The sequence below is a fragment of the Microbacterium sp. 1.5R genome (assembly GCF_007667425.1).
Taxonomy (GTDB): domain Bacteria; phylum Actinomycetota; class Actinomycetes; order Actinomycetales; family Microbacteriaceae; genus Microbacterium.
In genome coordinates, this window is record NZ_VDRC01000001.1 from 384,376 (window position 1) to 401,640 (window position 17,265).

At 69.2% G+C, this 17,265-nt stretch carries 18 protein-coding genes; 8 read left to right on the plus strand and 10 right to left on the minus strand.

The window, feature by feature from the left end; genetic code table 11:
* Positions 1–63: 63 nt before the first annotated feature.
* Positions 64–876, plus strand: a complete 813-nt coding sequence (locus FSY98_RS01910; RefSeq protein WP_144873400.1) for a ParA family protein — start codon at positions 64–66, stop codon at positions 874–876.
* Between the two features lie 80 nt (positions 877–956).
* Here the strand turns inward: FSY98_RS01910 and FSY98_RS01915 are convergent, their stop codons facing one another.
* From FSY98_RS01915 to FSY98_RS01925, 3 genes are all read right to left on the minus strand, one after another.
* On the minus strand, positions 957–1,502 hold the full coding sequence (locus FSY98_RS01915; protein WP_144873403.1) for a MerR family transcriptional regulator: 546 nt from the start codon (positions 1,500–1,502) through the stop codon (positions 957–959).
* Positions 1,503–1,601: 99 nt separating this feature from the next.
* Positions 1,602–2,285: a MerR family transcriptional regulator gene (locus tag FSY98_RS01920; protein WP_144873406.1), complete on the minus strand. Its 684-nt coding sequence runs from the start codon at positions 2,283–2,285 to the stop codon at positions 1,602–1,604.
* Entirely contained in the window at positions 2,285–2,770 is a 486-nt protein-coding gene (locus FSY98_RS01925; RefSeq protein WP_144873409.1) for an FHA domain-containing protein, read from the minus strand. The genes FSY98_RS01920 and FSY98_RS01925 overlap by 1 nt, the downstream gene beginning before the upstream one ends.
* A gap of 100 nt (positions 2,771–2,870) precedes the next feature.
* Here FSY98_RS01925 and FSY98_RS01930 point away from each other — a divergent pair, with 100 nt between their 5' ends.
* Together FSY98_RS01930 and lpdA are read left to right on the plus strand one after the other, a co-directional pair.
* Positions 2,871–3,557, plus strand: coding sequence for a copper resistance CopC family protein (locus tag FSY98_RS01930; RefSeq protein WP_144873412.1), 687 nt, complete (start codon positions 2,871–2,873; stop codon positions 3,555–3,557).
* Positions 3,558–3,566: 9 nt separating this feature from the next.
* Entirely contained in the window at positions 3,567–4,964 is a 1,398-nt protein-coding gene (gene lpdA / locus FSY98_RS01935; protein WP_144873414.1) for a dihydrolipoyl dehydrogenase, read from the plus strand.
* A 57-nt stretch (positions 4,965–5,021) separates the two neighbouring features.
* Here lpdA and FSY98_RS01940 read toward each other — a convergent pair whose 3' ends face one another.
* From FSY98_RS01940 to FSY98_RS01965, 6 genes are all read right to left on the minus strand, one after another.
* Positions 5,022–5,744, minus strand: coding sequence for a methyltransferase domain-containing protein (locus tag FSY98_RS01940; protein WP_144873417.1), 723 nt, complete (start codon positions 5,742–5,744; stop codon positions 5,022–5,024).
* Positions 5,741–6,898 carry a type III polyketide synthase gene (locus FSY98_RS01945; protein WP_144873420.1) on the minus strand — a complete coding sequence of 386 codons (1,158 nt, stop codon included), beginning with the start codon at positions 6,896–6,898 and terminating at the stop codon, positions 5,741–5,743. Before FSY98_RS01945 ends, FSY98_RS01940 begins: the two co-directional genes overlap by 4 nt.
* Positions 6,899–6,950: 52 nt before the next feature.
* On the minus strand, positions 6,951–7,586 hold the full coding sequence (locus tag FSY98_RS01950; RefSeq protein WP_144873423.1) for a CYTH domain-containing protein: 636 nt from the start codon (positions 7,584–7,586) through the stop codon (positions 6,951–6,953).
* A complete protein-coding gene (locus tag FSY98_RS01955) occupies positions 7,579–7,794 on the minus strand; it encodes a response regulator (protein ID WP_144873426.1) in 216 nt (71 codons plus the stop codon). The genes FSY98_RS01950 and FSY98_RS01955 overlap by 8 nt, the downstream gene beginning before the upstream one ends.
* Positions 7,795–7,829: 35 nt before the next feature.
* Positions 7,830–8,300 (minus strand): A24 family peptidase, encoded by a 471-nt coding sequence (locus FSY98_RS01960; protein WP_144873429.1) that lies wholly within the window; start codon positions 8,298–8,300, stop codon positions 7,830–7,832.
* A 64-nt stretch (positions 8,301–8,364) separates the two neighbouring features.
* Positions 8,365–8,655 (minus strand): DUF1905 domain-containing protein, encoded by a 291-nt coding sequence (locus tag FSY98_RS01965; protein ID WP_144873432.1) that lies wholly within the window; start codon positions 8,653–8,655, stop codon positions 8,365–8,367.
* 114 nt (positions 8,656–8,769) lie between these two features.
* Here FSY98_RS01965 and FSY98_RS01970 point away from each other — a divergent pair, with 114 nt between their 5' ends.
* From FSY98_RS01970 to FSY98_RS01980, 3 genes are read left to right on the plus strand one after another with little or no spacing between them, the layout of a single operon-like run.
* Positions 8,770–9,561 carry a hypothetical protein gene (locus tag FSY98_RS01970; protein ID WP_144873435.1) on the plus strand — a complete coding sequence of 264 codons (792 nt, stop codon included), beginning with the start codon at positions 8,770–8,772 and terminating at the stop codon, positions 9,559–9,561.
* Positions 9,558–11,096 carry a DNA polymerase Y family protein gene (locus tag FSY98_RS01975; protein WP_144873438.1) on the plus strand — a complete coding sequence of 513 codons (1,539 nt, stop codon included), beginning with the start codon at positions 9,558–9,560 and terminating at the stop codon, positions 11,094–11,096. The genes FSY98_RS01970 and FSY98_RS01975 overlap by 4 nt, the downstream gene beginning before the upstream one ends.
* Positions 11,096–14,560, plus strand: a complete 3,465-nt coding sequence (locus FSY98_RS01980) for an error-prone DNA polymerase (RefSeq protein WP_144873441.1) — start codon at positions 11,096–11,098, stop codon at positions 14,558–14,560. Before FSY98_RS01975 ends, FSY98_RS01980 begins: the two co-directional genes overlap by 1 nt.
* 15 nt (positions 14,561–14,575) lie before the next feature.
* On the opposite strand, the gene FSY98_RS01985 is transcribed toward FSY98_RS01980, so the two are convergent.
* A complete protein-coding gene (locus FSY98_RS01985; RefSeq protein ID WP_144873444.1) occupies positions 14,576–14,962 on the minus strand; it encodes a hypothetical protein in 387 nt (128 codons plus the stop codon).
* Positions 14,963–15,358: 396 nt separating this feature from the next.
* Between FSY98_RS01985 and FSY98_RS01990 the strand changes: the two genes are divergently transcribed.
* Positions 15,359–16,219: a DUF72 domain-containing protein gene (locus FSY98_RS01990; protein ID WP_144873447.1), complete on the plus strand. Its 861-nt coding sequence runs from the start codon at positions 15,359–15,361 to the stop codon at positions 16,217–16,219.
* A 55-nt stretch (positions 16,220–16,274) separates the two neighbouring features.
* Entirely contained in the window at positions 16,275–17,237 is a 963-nt protein-coding gene (locus tag FSY98_RS01995) for a hypothetical protein (RefSeq protein ID WP_144873449.1), read from the plus strand.
* Positions 17,238–17,265 lie beyond the last annotated feature (28 nt).

Consider the following 17,265-nt stretch of genomic DNA (forward strand, 5'->3'; position numbering starts at 1 on the left):
AATCGGCGCGCATGGGGCGGGGCTGAGTGTGCACCCAGCCTAGGGGAAGGTAACGTGGAGTCCGTGCACGTACTCAGCGTCAGCTCTCTCAAAGGAGGCGTCGGCAAGACGACCGTGACACTCGGACTGGCCTCAGCGGCCTTCGCCCGCGGTGTTCGCACTCTCGTCGTCGACCTCGACCCCCAGTCGGATGTGTCCACCGGAATGGACATCCAGGTGGCCGGTCGGCTCAACATCGCCGACGTCCTGGCCAACCCCAAGGAGAAGGTGGTCCGTCAGGCGATCACGTCCAGCGGCTGGGCCAAGGTGCACCCCGGCACCATCGACGTGCTCATCGGCAGCCCGTCGGCCATCAACTTCGACGGTCCGCACCCGAGCGTCCGCGACGTCTGGAAGCTCGAGGAGGCTCTCGCCGCCGTCGAGCCCGACTACGACCTGGTCCTCATCGACTGCGCGCCGTCGCTCAACGCGCTGACCCGCACCGCATGGGCTGCCAGCGACCGCGTCATGGTCGTCACCGAGCCCGGCCTGTTCTCCGTCGCGGCAGCCGACCGCGCGCTCCGCGCGATCGAGGAGATCCGCCGCGGCCTCTCCCCCCGTCTCCAGCCGCTCGGCATCGTCGTGAACCGCGTGCGCCCGCAGTCGATCGAGCACCAGTTCCGCATCAAGGAACTGCGCGACATGTTCGGTCCGCTCGTCCTCTCCCCTCAGCTGCCGGAGCGCACCTCGCTGCAGCAGGCGCAGGGGGCCGCGAAGCCGCTGCACATCTGGCCGGGAGACTCCGCACAGGAACTCGCCGCCGACTTCGACTCGCTGCTCGACCGGATCATCCGCACCGGTCGCATCCCCGTCTCGGAGTCCGGCGCACAGGCCTGACCTCGGCAGCTGACACCGTCACACGCGAAACGCCCGCTCATCGAGCGGGCGTTCTCCGTATGGGCCGGTCTGAGGGCGGGTCAGGCCGAGCGCTTGGCGCGACGGGCACTGAGCTCGTCGACGGGGTCCGGCGCCGTGGGGTCGAACTCGACCAGTGTCGACTCGACCTCTCGAAGCACCTTTCCGACGGCGATGCCGAAGACTCCCTGGCCGCGGCTCACGAGGTCGATGACCTCGTCGTTCGAGGTGCAGAGGTAGACCGAGGCGCCGTCGCTCATGAGCGTGGTGCCTGCGAGGTCGCGGATGCCGGCGCGACGGAGCTCCTCGACCGCGGTGCGGATCTGCTGGAGGGAGATGCCGGTGTCGAGGAGGCTCTTGACGAGCTTGAGCACGAGGATGTCACGGAAGCCGTAGAGACGCTGCGAACCGGAGCCGCTCGCGCCGCGCACCGTGGGGACGACCAGTTCGGTGCGGGCCCAGTAGTCCAGCTGACGATAGGTGATGCCGGCGGCCCGGGCCGCGACCGCGCCGCGGTAGCCGACCTCGTCGTCCATGGCGGGCAGTCCGTCGGTGAAGAGGAGTTCGGTCACGAACCGCGGGTCGTCTGCACGCTCATCCGCATTCATCTGAATTCCTCTCTTGAGCCGTTACCTCCACGGTAGAGCAGGCCCCCGGCAGCGGCAACGACATCCGCGGCACCCCGAAGGTGTGTCGCAATCAGTTCGTTACGAAAGCAGTTTCGCGATCGCGTCCTTGACGAAGTGCGACCGCACCTCGTCGATCTTGGCGGCCAGATCCGGCGCCATCTCTCCCGCCTTGCCACGCGACGCGGCATCGGTCCGACGCAACAGCGCCGACAGCGCCGATTCGATGAGAGCCACCTCTCGCTCGGCGCTCTGACGCAGCGAACGCAGGTGACGCGGCTCGATGCCGTGCCGGTCGAGCGCGACGAGACCGCGGAGCAGCGTCACAGTGCTCTCGGGGTACAGCTCCTGCGCCGTCACGACGCCCGTGCTGATCGCATCGTTGAGCAGCTGCGGCCCTGCGCCCGCCGCCGAGAGCAGCTCGTCGCGGCGATAGCGACGCGGAGTCGGCGCGATCGACGGCGGTGCTGTCAGGGCGGACCCCCCGTCCGCCTCCGCCTCGTCGAGCTGATCGCGGATGACGCTCAGGGGAAGGTAATGGTCGCGCTGCAGCGTGAGACCGAGTCGCAGCCGTTCGATGTCGGACTGCGAGAACTTGCGGTACCCCGAGTCGGTGCGCGACGGGGTGACGATGCCCTGCACCTCGAGGAAACGCAGCTTGCTCGAGGTGAGGTCGGGAAACTCCGGCGTGAGCCTCGCGAGCACCTGGCCGATGCTCAGAAGCCCCGCAGACGTCGAGCGTTCGCGGGCGGCGGACGCCGCCATCAGGCGTTCGCCGCGACTCGATCGACCGGGGATACGAAGAAGTTCAGCCGGAACTTTCCGACTCGCAGCTCCGATCCGTCGACCAGCGTGCTGCGATCGACACGTTCGCCGTTGACGTACGTGCCGTTGAGGGAGCGCTGATCGATGATCTCGAAAGTCGACCCGCTGCGGGTGATCTCGGCGTGACGACGAGACACCGTCACGTCGTCGAAGAAGATGTCGGCCTCGGGGTGACGGCCGACGGTCGTGACGTCGGTGTCGAGGAGGTACCGGGCCCCCGCCAGGGCGCCCGAGCGGACGAGGAGGAGTGCCGAACCCGACGGCAGCGCTGCGATGGCCCCCTGCTCGACGTCGGTCAACTCCACACCGAACGGGACGAACGAGAGGTCGGAATCGTGCCCGAACGTCTGCGTCACGTCGTGCCTCTGCTCGCCGGAACGATGGATCGCGGCGTCTCCGGCCGGTCGGCTGTCGCTGTCTGTCACTGTGCCCTCCTGATCGTCCAGACTAACTGATCGGCGGGTGCTCGCGGGAGGGCCGATCGCCACTCAGCCCTCGTATATCGGCCGCTCGTAGGCTGAAGGTGTGAAAACAGCCGCCCGCCGTCGTCCCCTCGTCCCCGTCGCCCTGGCCGCCGCCCTGCTCGCGGCCTTCCTCCTCTTCGTCGCACCACTGTCGGCATCCGCCCACGACAGCATCCTCGGCTCGTCCCCCGAAGCGGACAGCACGGTCGACACGCTCCCCACGTCGCTGACCCTGACCTTCAGCGCCAAGCTCATCGACGGAGAGGGCGCGACAGAGGTGGTCGTCACGGACGCCTCGGGCGCGTCGGTCACCGATGGAGCCGCCACGGTCGACGGCGCCATCGTCACCCAGCCGCTCGTCGCAGAGGCGGCAGCGGGCGGCTATCACGTGATCTGGAAGATCGTCTCCAGCGACGGCCACCCCACCTCGGGCGAGTTCGACTTCACCGTCGCGAACAGCTCGATCGCCACGCCCACGGCCGGGCCGCGCGCCACACCCGAGGCGACGCCCGCGGAGCAGCCGGACGCGACAGCGACAGCGACAGCGACAGCGGCACCCGCACCCTCTGCGGCGCCAGACGATGACTCGGCGGCCTCGACGTGGATCTGGCTCATCGCCATCGCCGGCGTGCTCGCCGCCGCCGTCGCGGGGGTCGTCGTCGTCGCGCTGAGGGGCAGGGCGCGCGACGCCGAGACCGCCGCCGCAGACCCCTCCGATCCCGATTCCGACGCCCCGTCGGAGCGATAGGCTTGACGCATGCCTCACTACGATGTCGTCATCCTCGGTGCCGGTCCTGGTGGATACGTCGCCGCTGTCCGCAGCGCACAGCTCGGCCTCTCCACGGCCATCATCGAAGAGAAGTACTGGGGCGGTGTCTGCCTCAACGTCGGCTGCATCCCCTCCAAGGCGCTTCTCAAGAACGCGGAACTCGCGCACACGCTGAACCACAAGGCCGGCTTCTTCGGCATCTCGGGTGAGTTCACTATCGACTACGGCAAGGCGTTCGACCGCAGCCGCGTCGTCGCCGACGGCCGCGTCAAGGGCATCCACTTCCTGATGAAGAAGAACAAGGTCACCGAGTACGACGGCCGCGGCACGTTCACGGGTCCGAAGGCGATCTCGGTCGCCAAGTCCGACGGCACGACCGAAGAGGTCACGTTCGACAACGTCATCATCGCCACCGGGTCGAAGGTGCGACTCCTCCCGGGCGTGCAGCTCAGCGACAACGTCGTGACCTACGAGGAGCAGATCCTCAGCCGTGAGCTCCCGAAGTCCATCGTCATCGTGGGTGCAGGTGCCATCGGCATGGAGTTCGCCTACGTCATGACGAACTACGGCGTGAAGGTCACGATCATCGAGTTCCTCGACCGCGCGCTCCCCAACGAGGACGCCGACGTGTCGAAGGAGATCGCGAAGCAGTACAAGAACTACGGCGTCGACATCCTCACCTCCACCAAGGTCGAGAGCGTCGTCGACAACGGTTCGTCCGTCACCGTCTCCTACACCGGCAAGGACGGTCAGCAGGCCTCGATCGAGGCCGACAAGGTGCTCATGTCGGTCGGATTCGCACCCAACGTCGAGGGCTTCGGTCTCGACAAGACCGGCGTAAAGCTCACCGAGCGCGGCGCCATCGACATCGACGACCACATGCGCACGAACGTCGACGGCATCTACGCCATTGGCGATGTGACCATGAAGCTCCAGCTCGCGCACGTCGCGGAGGCGCAGGGCGTCGTGGCTGCCGAGACCATCGGAAAGGCCGAGACGCAGACGCTCGGCGACTACCGCATGATGCCCCGCGCGACGTTCTGCTCGCCGCAGGTGGCGTCGTTCGGCCTCACCGAGCAGCAGGCCAAGGACGAGGGGCGCGAGATCAAGGTCGCCACCTTCCCGTTCATGGCGAACGGCAAGGCGCACGGCCTCGGCGAGCCCGTCGGCTTCGTCAAGCTGATCGCCGACGCCGAGCACCTCGAGCTCATCGGCGCGCACATGATCGGCCCCGACGTCTCGGAGCTGCTGCCCGAGCTCACGCTCGCGCAGAAGTGGGACCTCACGGCGCTCGAGCTCGCCCGCAACGTGCACACGCACCCGACGCTGTCCGAGGCCCTGCAGGAGGGCTTCCACGGACTCGCGGGTCACATGATCAACTTCTGATCCCGACATCACGAAGGCCCGGCTCGCTCGCGCGACGCCGGGCCTTCGTGCGTCCGGTCAGTCGACCGTCGCTCGCGCCTCCCACCTCGCCTCGAGTCGAGCGGGGAGGCCGCCACGCACGCGCCATCCCGCCGGCACGATCGCCGCGAGCTCCCGCGGCGTATACGAACGGCGGATGCTGATGAGTCCATCGACCCGGATGAACGATCCACGGAAGAGCGAGCGGGCGAAAGGCCACGTCGCCGCCGCGAACAGCGCATAGGCTGCCGCGCTGCGGGCGATGTCGCGGTGCACGACGATCCCGCCCGGTGCGAGCAGACGCTGCGAGTCGTGGAGGACCCCCCGCAGCTCCGCGTCGTTGAGGTGATGCAGTACGTGGTTCGAGATGATCACGTCGAACTGCGCCCCCTCGGCGACGAGGTCGGACGACAGGGCGTGCCGGTACGCGATGCCTGCACCGCGGTCGTGCCGGGCTGCCCAGTCGATCGCCCGCGGATCGACGTCGAGCGCGGTGATGGTGCCGGTGAGCCCGTCGCGCCGCAGACGTCTGGCGATGAGGCGGCAGGCATCCGCTCCGCCGGCCCCGATGTCGAGGATCCGCACCGGCCCGCGCCGGGCGCGAAGACGGACGTCTCGCCGGTAGAGGAGCCCGGGCCGCGACACCAGTGCGTTCACCAGCCCGAACCGCTCGTAGGTGCGCTCGAGCATCTCGAGATCGGCGTCCGCCTCGTCCATGAGCTCGCGTGCCCAGGTGTCTCGGGCGGAGAGATCGCGAGTCATGCGACGTCTGGGGCGACGACCGTCATCAACGCGCTCTCGGCCGTGAGTCCCGGCCCGAAGGCCATCGCCGCCACCCGCTCGCCGTTCCGCGCTCCCTCGTCGAGGATCCGCTTGAGGACGAAGAGGATCGTCGCACTCGACATGTTGCCCTTCTCCCGCAGGGTCTCCCGCGCCGGCATCATCTGCTCGTCGCTGAGGTGCAACCGGTCCTGGATGCGATCGAGGATGCTGCGTCCCCCCGGATGGATGGCCCAGTGCGCGACCCGGCCGCCGACGAGGCCCTGGTCGAAGGCCTCCGCGAGGTCCTCATCGCGGGCGTAGAGGGGGCGGATGGCGCCGATGATCGTCTCGCCGATGATCTGCGGCACGGCCGTCGACAGGATCATCTCGAACCCGCTGTCGCCGATCGTCCACGCCATGTCCTTCTCGCCCTCCTCCGCGATGGCGGTGTGGAAGCCGTCGAGCACCACGCCTCGCTCCCCTGCCGGCATGTCACGTGCGGTGACGATGCCTGCGGCAGCGCCGTCCGCGAACAGCGAGCACGCCACGATGAGGTCGGGATCCTCCGACGACCGCAGGTGCAGGGTGCACAGCTCCACGCTGACGACCAGCACGACGGCCTCGGGATCCGCCGCACAGAACTGGCTCGCCGCCTTCAGCGCGGGCATCGCGGCGTAGCAGCCCATGAAGCCGAGGTGGTAGCGCTGGACACTGTCTCGCAGACCCAGTGCGCGCACGATCTCGTATTCCGGGCCGGGGGCGTGGAATCCCGTGCAGGAAACGGTGATGACGTGGGTGACATCGGCGGCCTGCAGCTCGGGGTCGGCCTCGAGAGCGCCGCGCGCCGCCGCGATGAAGAGAGGGGTCGCCTCCTGCACGTAGACCTCGTTGCGGGTCTTCGTGCCCGGCGCGAGGAGCAGGCCCGACCCCCGGTCGAAGAACGTGGGGTCGTCGATGCGGCTGGTCGGCGACAGCTCGGCGATCACCGTGTGGCGTTCGTCGATGCCCGACCCGTTGAACGACGCGCCGATGAGCCGCTGGCCGAGACGCCCGATGTCGGGCTGAGACGCGAACAGGTCGCGGATCCGGTCTTGCTGAATGACGGTGTCTGGCACGATCGTGTGCAGCGATCGGAGGACAGCGGGGCGACTCATCCTGTCACTCAAGCACGAGCCGTCCCGGAGCCGGAAGGGGGTTGCGCCACCCTCAGAATCCGAGCGCTCTGGCGAGCTTGGAGTCGGATGCCGCTGCGCGCCCACCCGCGGCGGCGATCGCCTCCTCGGCGGCGGCGAACAGAGCCTCGCGATCGACAGCGCCTGCGGGGGCGGCCGGGCCCAGCTCGAGCTCCCATTCGCGCCATTCGCGCTGCACGCCCTGGCGCAGATCCGTCGCTCTGACGTGGTCGTCGACGAACTCCGCGATCACACCGTCGGCGCCGGTGATCAGGTAGGCGGTGCGATGGTTCTCGATGCGCGCGAGCGGCGACAGGTCGTCCGTGGTCCAACGCGCGAGCGCGTCGACGATCGCCGGCGGCACCGAGGAGTCGTCGTCGCCGAGCGGCCAGCCCATCTCGAGACGCCCGTCGCCCTCTCTGGGCCCCTTGATGTGCCATCCGGCATCGGGGCCGCCGGTACGACGTCGGAGTGCGACGCCCGCACGTGACAGCGCGGCATCCGCGGTGTCGAGGTAGCGGGCGTCGAGCTCGCGCACCTCGCCATTCGACACCGCGATGACCCCGGGGAGGCTGCGCCACTCAGGCAGCGGCGTCTCCGGGTCGACGTCGTACTTGCGCTCGACCTCGACGGTGCGCGACGGCCCGTCGTGGCCGTGCGGGTCAGTCATCCGCGGAATTGATGTCCTCGAGGGACTCGTCGAACCAGTAGTCCAGCTCGGTGGGGCCGTCGGAGTCCCCGGTGTTCTGCGCGTCTCCGCGGCGGTTGTAGACCACCTGCGTCTCGCTGTAGGGGACGATCAGCTTGTCGTCGGATTCGTCGTCGATGGGGATGATCTGCCCGTCGAGCGGGCCTCCGTGGAGTCGTGCGAGTGCCATGCCCTCACCCTAGCCCCGATGCGTCCGTCCCGTTCTCAGCCCACGACGATGCCGAGGGCCGCGCCGACGATCATCCACGGCCCGAAGGCGATGTGCGTGGATCCGTTCGCTCGGCGGAGAAGCATCAGACCGCAGGCGAAGAGGGCGCCGAGGACGAAGGCGGCTGCGGCGCCGACGACGAGCTCCTGCCAGCCGTGCCAGCCGAGCAGCAGCCCGATGCCGGCGGCGAGCTTCACGTCTCCCCCGCCCATGCCGTCGCGGCTGATCAGTCGGAGGAGCGCGTAGAAGCCGCCGAGGACGAGCAGCCCCGTTCCGCCCCTGAGCAGAGCGGCTGTGTCGTGCGAGACGAGGGCGTCGACGGTGGCGAGAAGGAGCAATGCGCCGAGGGTGGGGAGCACGATCCGATCCGGCAGTCGGTGGGTTCGCAGATCGATCACGACGAGTCGGGCGGCGACGATGAGGAGGCCGAGATGCACGAGGACGATGAGCACGGGACGCGGATCCATCCGGGAAGGCTAGGGAACGCGCGGATGCCGTGCGCCGCGGTTGTGGATAACCGGGCGCGTGAGGTCAGAGGTCGATGATGTCGAGGTCGACGAGCACCACGTCGCCCTCGGAGATGCCCTGCGCGTCGCGGATCGCCCTCTTGAGCGGCAGTACGAACGCGGACCCGTCGAAGAAGATAGACGTGTTCCAGATCGATGCTCCGATGCGCGCGCGGACCCGCAACGATCCGAATCCGCGCTGCGGGGCGGGCAGCTCGCGGAGCTCGAGTGAGATCTCCGCCGGCATGGTCGCGAAGAACCAGTCGTCGACACGCTTCTCCCAGCGGGTGACGGCGCTCTCGAACTCGATCTGCATGGGTTCAGCGTAGCCACGACCTGCGACATGACAGTTCGCGCACCAATGTCGGGGGTTCGAATTATCGTGACTACTCCAGTTGATTTACTCGTACATATCTTCGAGGATGGATGCATGGCGATCGGACTCGATGCGATGTCGGCGATCTCCCCGGCGGGCGACTCCCGAGCCGGGGAGGTGCTCCGGCTGCGCCGGGAGATCAGCCGTATGCAGCGCCGACGCAGCGACCTCCCCCTGCTTCCGGTCGACGACGCCCTCGCCCCGCTGCTCCCCGATCAGGGGTTGCAGGCCGGCGCGGCGTACACGGTCTCGCCCTCTCCCAGTCTCGTGCTCGCCCTGCTCAGCGCCGCCTCCCGACGAGGCCTCTGGTGCGCCGTGGTCGGCATGCCCACTCTGGGCGTCGAGGCGGCCGCGGCGTTCGGGATCGAGCTCCCGCGCCTGATCCTCGTGCCTGACCCCGGCGATCGCTGGCTCGCGGCGACCTCCGCTCTCGCCGAGGTCGTCCCCCTGATCGCCGTACAGCCGGGAGGCCGTGTGCGAGATGCCGACGTCTCCCGCTTGAGCGCCCGACTGCGCGACCGTGGCAGCACACTGCTGGTCACCGAGTCGGAGTTCTCCGGCGCGTGGCCGCAGAGCGAAGGCGCCATCCGTCTGCATGATCAGCAGTGGGAGGGCATCGGCGAGGGCTGGGGGCTGATCGAGGGGTCGACGGCGACGGTCACCGCGCGCACCAGGCATACCCCGACAGGAGCGAGCGTACGGGTGCGCCTGCCGGGCAGCCACGGCGCCGTCGAAGCGATCTCCGAGCAGACGACCGCCGAGACGGTCGCCGAGCTCACCGCGCTGCCCGGCCTGCGCGGCGGAGACGTCGCCCCGCCCGAGTACCCGCTGGCGGTGGCCGGATGACAGCCCCCCTCCGAGTCCTCGTGCTGTGGTTCCCGGATTGGCCGTTGCGGGCGGCCCTGGGCGGAGCGCCGCCCCATCCACCCACCGCGATCGTGCATGCGAACACGGTGGTCGCCTGCACGGCGTCGGCGAGGGCGCACGGTGTGCGCGCCGGCCAGCGCCGCCGCGTCGCTCAGGGTCACATCTCGTCGCTGCGAGTGCTCCCCCATGATCCTGCGCGGGACGAGCGGGCATTCCTGCCTGTGCTGCAGCTCATCGAGAAGCACGCGCCGGGTGCCGCTCTCCTGCGTCCCGGACTGGCCGCGTTGCGGGCACGGGGCATCTCCCGCTATCACGACGGTGAAGCGGAGGCCGGCCATGCCCTGATCCGCGTCCTCGCAGAGGCGGGCTATCCCGAGGTGCGGGTGGGGATCGCCGACGGGCCGTTCACCGCCGAGCTCGCCGCGCGGGGTGCCGACCCCTGCACGGTGGTGCCCTCCGGACGCGCAGAGGAGTTCCTGCATCCGCTCCCCGTGGGAGTGCTGCGCGATGAGCAGCTCACCGGACTGCTGACCCGCCTGGGGGTGCGCACTCTCGGTGACTTCGCCCGGCTCGACGGCATCGAGGTGCGCGATCGCTTCGGCGAGCGCGGTGCTCGACTGCACGCCCTCGCGGCCGGCGCCGACTCCCGGGCGGTCGTGCCTCGACCACCCGATCCGGAACTCGTGCGCTCCATCGAGTTCGAGGCGCCCCTGGCCGGCGCCGATCAGGTGGCTTTCGCGGTACGGCAGACCGCGGATGCCGTGATGCTCGCCCTGGCCGACGCCTCGGTGGTGTGCACCGAGGTGCGGATCGACCTCACCGACGACGACGGGCGCGTGTACTCCCGCACGTGGCTGCATCCGACCTGCTTCGATGCAGCCGACCTCGTCGACCGCATCCGCTGGCAGCTCGAGGCTCTGGCGGCCGAATCGGCGAAGGAGCCGGTCGATGAGGCCAGGGCCTTCGGTGGCATCGACATGGTGCGCATCGTGCCGACGGCCGTCGACGACGCCGCCCATCATCAGCCAGGACTCTTCGGCTCAGGTACCGATGAGCGCCTTCACCACGCCGTCTCCCGGGTGCAGACGATGCTCGGTCATCAGGGTGTCGTGACGGCCGCGCTCTCCGGCGGTCGCTGGCTCGCCGACCGCCAGGTGCTCACTCCCTGGGGTGAGCGATCGGTCGCACCGCGCGATCCTGATCGCCCATGGCCGGGGAGCCTCCCCGATCCGCTCCCCGCAGAGGTCTTCCGTCCTCCCCGGCCGATCGGCGTGCAGACGTCGGACGGCGCTTCCGTCGAGATCGACGAACGAGGGGCGCTGTCCGCGGTTCCCGCACTCATCGACGGCGACGATGTACGGGCATGGGCCGGCCCCTGGCCGATCCACGAGAGACGCTGGGAGAGCACGGGCGGCAAGAGAGGGCACCGGCTGCAGATCGTCGACGGTCACGACCGCGCATGGCTCGTCTTCTCCGCCGGCGACCGCTGGTGGGCCGAGGGGCGGTACCGCTGATGGGCTGGCACAACCCTCCGCAGACCTGGCGCGAGCTCGAGCGCACTCTGAGCGGCGAGGAGTCCCCCTATCCGATCGGCGGCCCCGAGCCCCGCCTCGACCGTCCCGACCCCGGCCCGGTCAGCACCAGGAAGAAACGCACCCCGCCCACAGCGGTCACCAGACCGGCCGACCCCGTGCCGTACGCCGAGCTGCACGCGCACTCCTCGTACTCGTTCCTCGACGGGGCGTCGTCGCCGGAAGACCTCCTCGCCGAGGCCGAGCGGCTCGGACTCGCGGCGCTGGCCCTCACCGACCACGACGGCTTCTACGGGGCGGCGCGCTTCGCCGAGGTCGCCGAGCTGATGGAGGTGCACGTGCAGACCGTGTACGGCGCCGAGCTCTCCCTGGGCCTCGACGGGCCGCAGCGCGGTGCCGCCGATCCGGTCGGCGACCACCTGCTCGTGCTCGCCGACGGACTCGAGGGCTACCACCGCCTGTCGGCCACCATGACGGGCGCTCACCTCCGCGGGGGCGAGAAGGGCAGGCCGGTCTATGACATGGACGAACTCGCGGCGACGGCCGACGGACACTGGACGGTGCTCACCGGATGCCGCAAGGGCGCCGTCCGCCGCGGACTCGAGGTCGGCGACGCGATGACCCCGCTGCGACGGCTCGTCGACCTCTTCGGCCGGGATCGCGTGGCCGTCGAGCTCTTCGACCACGGCGACCCCCAGGACACCCGTCGCAACGACGCCCTCGCCGAGCTCGCTCGCAGACTGAGGCTTCCCGTGGTCGCGACGAACAACGTCCACTACGCCACACCAGAGCGCGCATCTCTCGCCGAGGCCGTCTCGGCGGTCCGGGCTGTGCGCAGCATGGACGACCTCGACGGCTGGCTCCCTGCGCACGGCGGCGCGCACCTGCGCAGCGGCGCCGAGATGGCCGCCCGGTTCCGCCGCTATCCTGGCGCGATCTCCTCCGGGCTCGAGATCGCCGCGGCATCCGCCTTCCCGCTTCGGAGCGCGCGACCGGCCCTTCCGAAGCAGGAGGTGCCGGAGGGACACACGCCCATGACCTGGCTGCGGCATCTCGTGTGGGAGGCGGTGCCGTCGAAGTATCCGCGCCTCGACGACGACGGCCGCCGTCGGATCCACCGCGAGCTCGACGTGATCGAGGAGAAGGACTTCCCCGGCTACTTCCTCATCGTGCACGGCATCGTGGCAGAGGCACGGCGGCGCGGCATCCTCTGCCAGGGCCGAGGCTCTGCTGCGGCGAGCGCGGTCTGCTACCTGCTGGGGATCACCGCGGTGGACCCCATCCTCTACCGCCTCCCCTTCGAGAGGTTCCTCGCGACCACCCGTTCGGAGGAGCCGGACATCGACGTGGACTTCGACTCCGATCGCCGGGAGGAGATCATCCAGTGGGTGTACCGCGAGTACGGGCGCGAGCGCGCAGCGCAGGTGGCCAACGTCATCCAGTACCGCCCCAAGAACGCCGTCCGCGACATGGCGAGAGCGCTCGGGCACTCCGTGGGGCAGCAGGACGCCTGGTCGCGCCAGGTAGACGGCTGGAGCACCAGGCTGGAGGTCGCCGACGAGCACGACATCCCGGCAGATGTCCTCGACTATGCGGGCGAGCTGCTCAAAGCACCGCGGCATCTCGGCATCCATTCCGGCGGCATGGTGCTCACGGCGAGACCCGTGGGCGAGGTGGTCCCGGTGGAGCACGCCCGCATGGAGAACCGCACCGTCATCCAGTGGGACAAGGACGACGCGGCGTGGATGGGCCTGGTGAAGTTCGACCTGCTCGGCCTCGGCATGCTCGCCGCCCTGCAGCACTGCTTCGACCTCATCCTCGATGCGACCGGCGAGAAGTGGACATTGGAGACGCTACCGAAAGAGGAACCGGCCGTCTACGACATGCTCTGCCGCGCCGACTCGATCGGGGTGTTCCAGGTGGAGTCCCGAGCGCAGATCGGCCTGCTCCCCCGGCTGCAGCCCCGACGGTTCTACGACCTGGCGATCCAGATCGCGCTGATCCGTCCAGGGCCCATCCAGGGCGGGGCGGTGCATCCGTTCGTCCGCCGGAAGATGGCGAAGGACGCCCTCGACGAGGAGAATCGTGCCCGCGCCGTCCGGGGCGAGGAGCCGGTGCTGCTGGATATCCCCTACCCGCACGACGATCTGAAGCCGATCCTGGAGCGCACGCTCGGCATCCCGATCTTCCAGGAGCAGCTGATCCAGATGGCGACGGCGATCGGCGACTGCACTGCCGATGAGGCAGATCTGCTGCGGCGTGCCATGGGGTCGAAGCGCGGGCTGGAGAAGATCGAGAAGGTGCGCGACAAGCTCTATGCGGGGATGACGCGGCGCGGCCTCTCGAAGGAGCAGTCCGACCGGATCTACGCGCAGATCCAGGCGTTCTCGAACTTCGGCTTCGCGGAGTCGCACTCCCTGTCGTTCGCGCTGCTCGTCTACGCCAGCTCCTGGCTGAAGCTGCACTACCCCGCGGCGTTCCTCGCGGGCTTGCTGCGCTCGCAGCCCATGGGCTTCTACTCGGCGGCGACTCTCACCGCCGACGCCCGCCGCCACGGTGTGCAAGTGCGCAGGCCCGACCTGCACGCCTCGGGCGCCACCGACACTCTCGAACCGCTCACCGACGAGACAGAGCGGATGCCGACTGGTCTCGACTCGTGTCGTGAGGCGGATCAACCGGACACCCCTCGTTTCGACCGCACCCAGCCCGATGACTCCGCGGCCCACCGCCGTGACGGCGGGTACGCGGTCAGGCTCGGCCTCAGCGGCGTCCGAGGAATCGGCCTCCCCCTCGCCGAGCGGATCGTCTCCGAGCGAGAGGCGCACGGGCCGTACCGCGACCTGCACGACCTCGTGCGGCGGACGGATGCCACGGCCGCACAGCTGGAAGCCCTGGCCACGGCGGGGGCGTTCGAGTCGCTGGGACTGCAGCGACGGGAGGCGATGTGGCTCGCCGGTGCGGCGGCCGAGGATCGATCGCGGTTCCTCCCGGGCACCGTGGTCTCGGTGCAGCCGCCTCTGTTCGCGGATCAGTCGAGCTACGAGCAGCTGTCGTCCGACCTGTGGGCGACCGGGGTCTCCACCGACGACCATCCGATGGCGCACTTCCGCGCGGCGTTGACGGATCGGGGCGTGCTCTCCTCCCGTGACCTGCAGTCGCACGAGACCGGTCGTCGGGTCGAGGTCTCCGGTCTCGTCACCCATCGGCAACGACCGGCGACCGCCGCTGGCGTCACGTTCCTCAACCTCGAGGACGAAAGCGGTCTGATCAACGTCATCTGCTCGACCGGGGTGTGGGCACGTTATCGCCGCATAGCTCGGGATTCGCCGGCACTCATCATCCGCGGCATCCTGGAACGCTCGCCCGAGGGGGTGATCAACATCCTCGCCGATGCGTTCGAAGACCTCCGAACAGGGGTCGCGCATCGCTCCCGGGACTTCCGCTGATCCGAGGACGGCGGCTCACCAGAAGCGGTCGGCCTCCGGCTCGGGCACCCCGTCGGCCCCACCCCACCGGTCGGCTTCCGCTTTCGCCGCCTCGGCCGCGGCATCCGCACCCAGTAGCGCGGCGCGGGCGTTCGTCGCTCCTGCGCCGTCTCCCTCGACGTCGACCGTGAGCACAGTGCGCGCGCCCGCGCCGATCGTCACCGTGCAATCGAGCACTCGCCCCGACCACCGCACGACCTCGCCCCGCGTGCTCTCATCCGCGACGTAGCGGATTCCGGTGTCCAGATCGACGAACTGCAGCACCGCAGCCCGTCCGCTCTCCTCGTCAACGGCTTCCATGATGTCGAGACGATGCCCTCGCTCGACGGCGATCTGGGCGTTCAGCACGAGCCTTCTGTCCATGCACCCACTCTAGGAGCGGCGGTTCGCAAGACAACCCCGAGTGCAACTCTCATAAAAGAGAGAATATTCGGAAGAAACATTCGTACATTTCTTTGTCCCCCAAATGGCGGACAAGCCCGAATCGCGATATTCTGCTCTGAGTAGCGGGGGCTACCGGCTGACTTATGGGGAGACAGCCGATGAGAGCAGCGAGATCTTCGCCGCCCTCCCCCTCCGTCCGGGTAGGACGGTGGGCCCTCTCGAGCGATCCATCTGGGGCGGATGACTCGAGAGGGCAACCAGTCCAGACCTCCTCGCCCCGGCCCGCGTACCGCCCGGGGCAGCACGCGTCAACCCCGCCACCTTTCCGTCCGCGTGGGTCGTACGCTCGGTCTCCGTTCCAGGGAGGACCGCCCCATGAGTGCAGCTCGGCCGCGAGGCAGCATCCGCATCGGCGTCTCGGGATGGAAGTATCCCCGGTGGAGGGGCGACTTCTATCCGAAAGGCCTCGCCCAACGCCGCGAGCTCGAGTACATCGGCGAGCGCTTCTCCACCGTCGAGCTGAACGGGTCGTTCTATTCGCTGCAGCGCCCCGAGAGCTACCGTCGTTGGCGGTCGGAGGTACCCGAGGACTTCGTCTTCGCTGTCAAAGGGTCACGGTACGTGACGCATATGCTCCGTCTGCGCGACACCCGGCAGGGGCTCGCGAACTTCTTCGCCTCCGGTGTGCTCTCCCTCGGCGCGCAACTCGGGCCGATCCTCTGGCAGCTGCCGGAGAGACAGACATTCGACCCCGACCTCGTCGAGGAGTTCCTTGCCGGCCTGCCGTCGACGACGTACGAGGCGCTCGAGCTCGCGAGACGGCACGATGAGCGCCTGGACGGTCGCGCCTGGCTGGAGATAGAGGAGGACCGCCCCCTGCGCCATGCGCTCGAACCGAGATCCGACACGTTCGCCGATCCGGAGGCGCTCCGACTCCTGCAGAGACACGGCACGGCTCTCGTCGCCGCCGACACCGCGGGCCGGTGGCCCCGGTTCGACGCCCTCACGAGCGACGTCGCCTACGTCCGACTGCACGGCGCGCAGATGCTGTACCACAGCGGATACACGGCAGCAGAGCTCGCGGAGTGGGCCGGGATCGTGGCCTCCTGGGCCGACGGGTCGGGATCGAACGACGGACTCCCCCGCGACGTCTACGTGTACTTCGACAACGACGCCCGCGGGCACGCTCCGCACGACGCAGAGGGGCTGGCGGCGCTCGTCGGTGCGCTCACCTGAGGTCGGACGTCGCGCGCGTGTCGGCTCAGCCGCGGGTGCCCGATATGGTCGGAGCATGACTCGGGGGCGTCGACGCGGTGTGACCACGGCTGTGCTGAGCGGCGCTCTTCTGGTCGTGATCGTGGCGATCGTCCTCGGCTGCACCCCCATGTCGCGTGCCGCACCGGGAGCCGTTTCGGCGGTCCAGGAAGTCGTCGGCGACAGCGGCGAGGTGTCGGTGTACGTCGTCGAACGGAACATCAATGTCATGCCGAGGTGTCAACTGACCGTGCGAATGATCGACGGTGTCGCCGAAGACGAGCTCGCTCGAGTGCTCGAGCGGGTATGGGCAGCGACAGGCGACTCACCCTGCATCGTGAAGACCGTGAAGACCGTGGAGACCGCAAGCCGCTCGACGGTCTTCGGTGCCCCGCCCGTGGCCATGACTGCGGGCGAAGCCAGTGCTGTCGCCGCCGCCCTTCAGCGCATCGACGTCGTCACGGTCTCCGTCCGCGAAGACGGAGGCGTGAACGCCGACGCCTCGGTGCGGACGGGCGATTTCTCGGATGCCGCAGAACTTGCACGGGCCGCCGTCGCGTCCGCGGCCCTCGAGGAGGAGTTCGGACGAGTCCTCTGGTCGATGAGGTGGTCCGCCGACAGCAGCCCGTACGACGACGCAACCGTTACCAGCGACATCACGCCCGATGCGAGACTCGCCGACCTCTTCGACGGACTCGCCGCTCTGCGGGACTCCGGCGCGCTGGGCGACGGCTACGGAACGGATGACGCGGCACTCGACGCCCCCATCATCGCGGTGAAGCTCAACGCGATCACCGAATCGGGTTCGACGGTCGTCGGCATCGGTCTCACCGTCGCCGGCTGGGATGCCGATGACCTCGACGCCCGCGGCGCGGAGCTCGCGCAGTCGAGCCGTGCCGCCGAGGCGGCCCGCATGATCGCCGCCCTCGGGGAGGAAGTCGGCGTGCCGATCGGGTCGATCACGGCTAACGGGACGGTGGATCTGCTCCCCGAGCCGTGACCGGCGCCGGCGCGATCGACATCGTGCC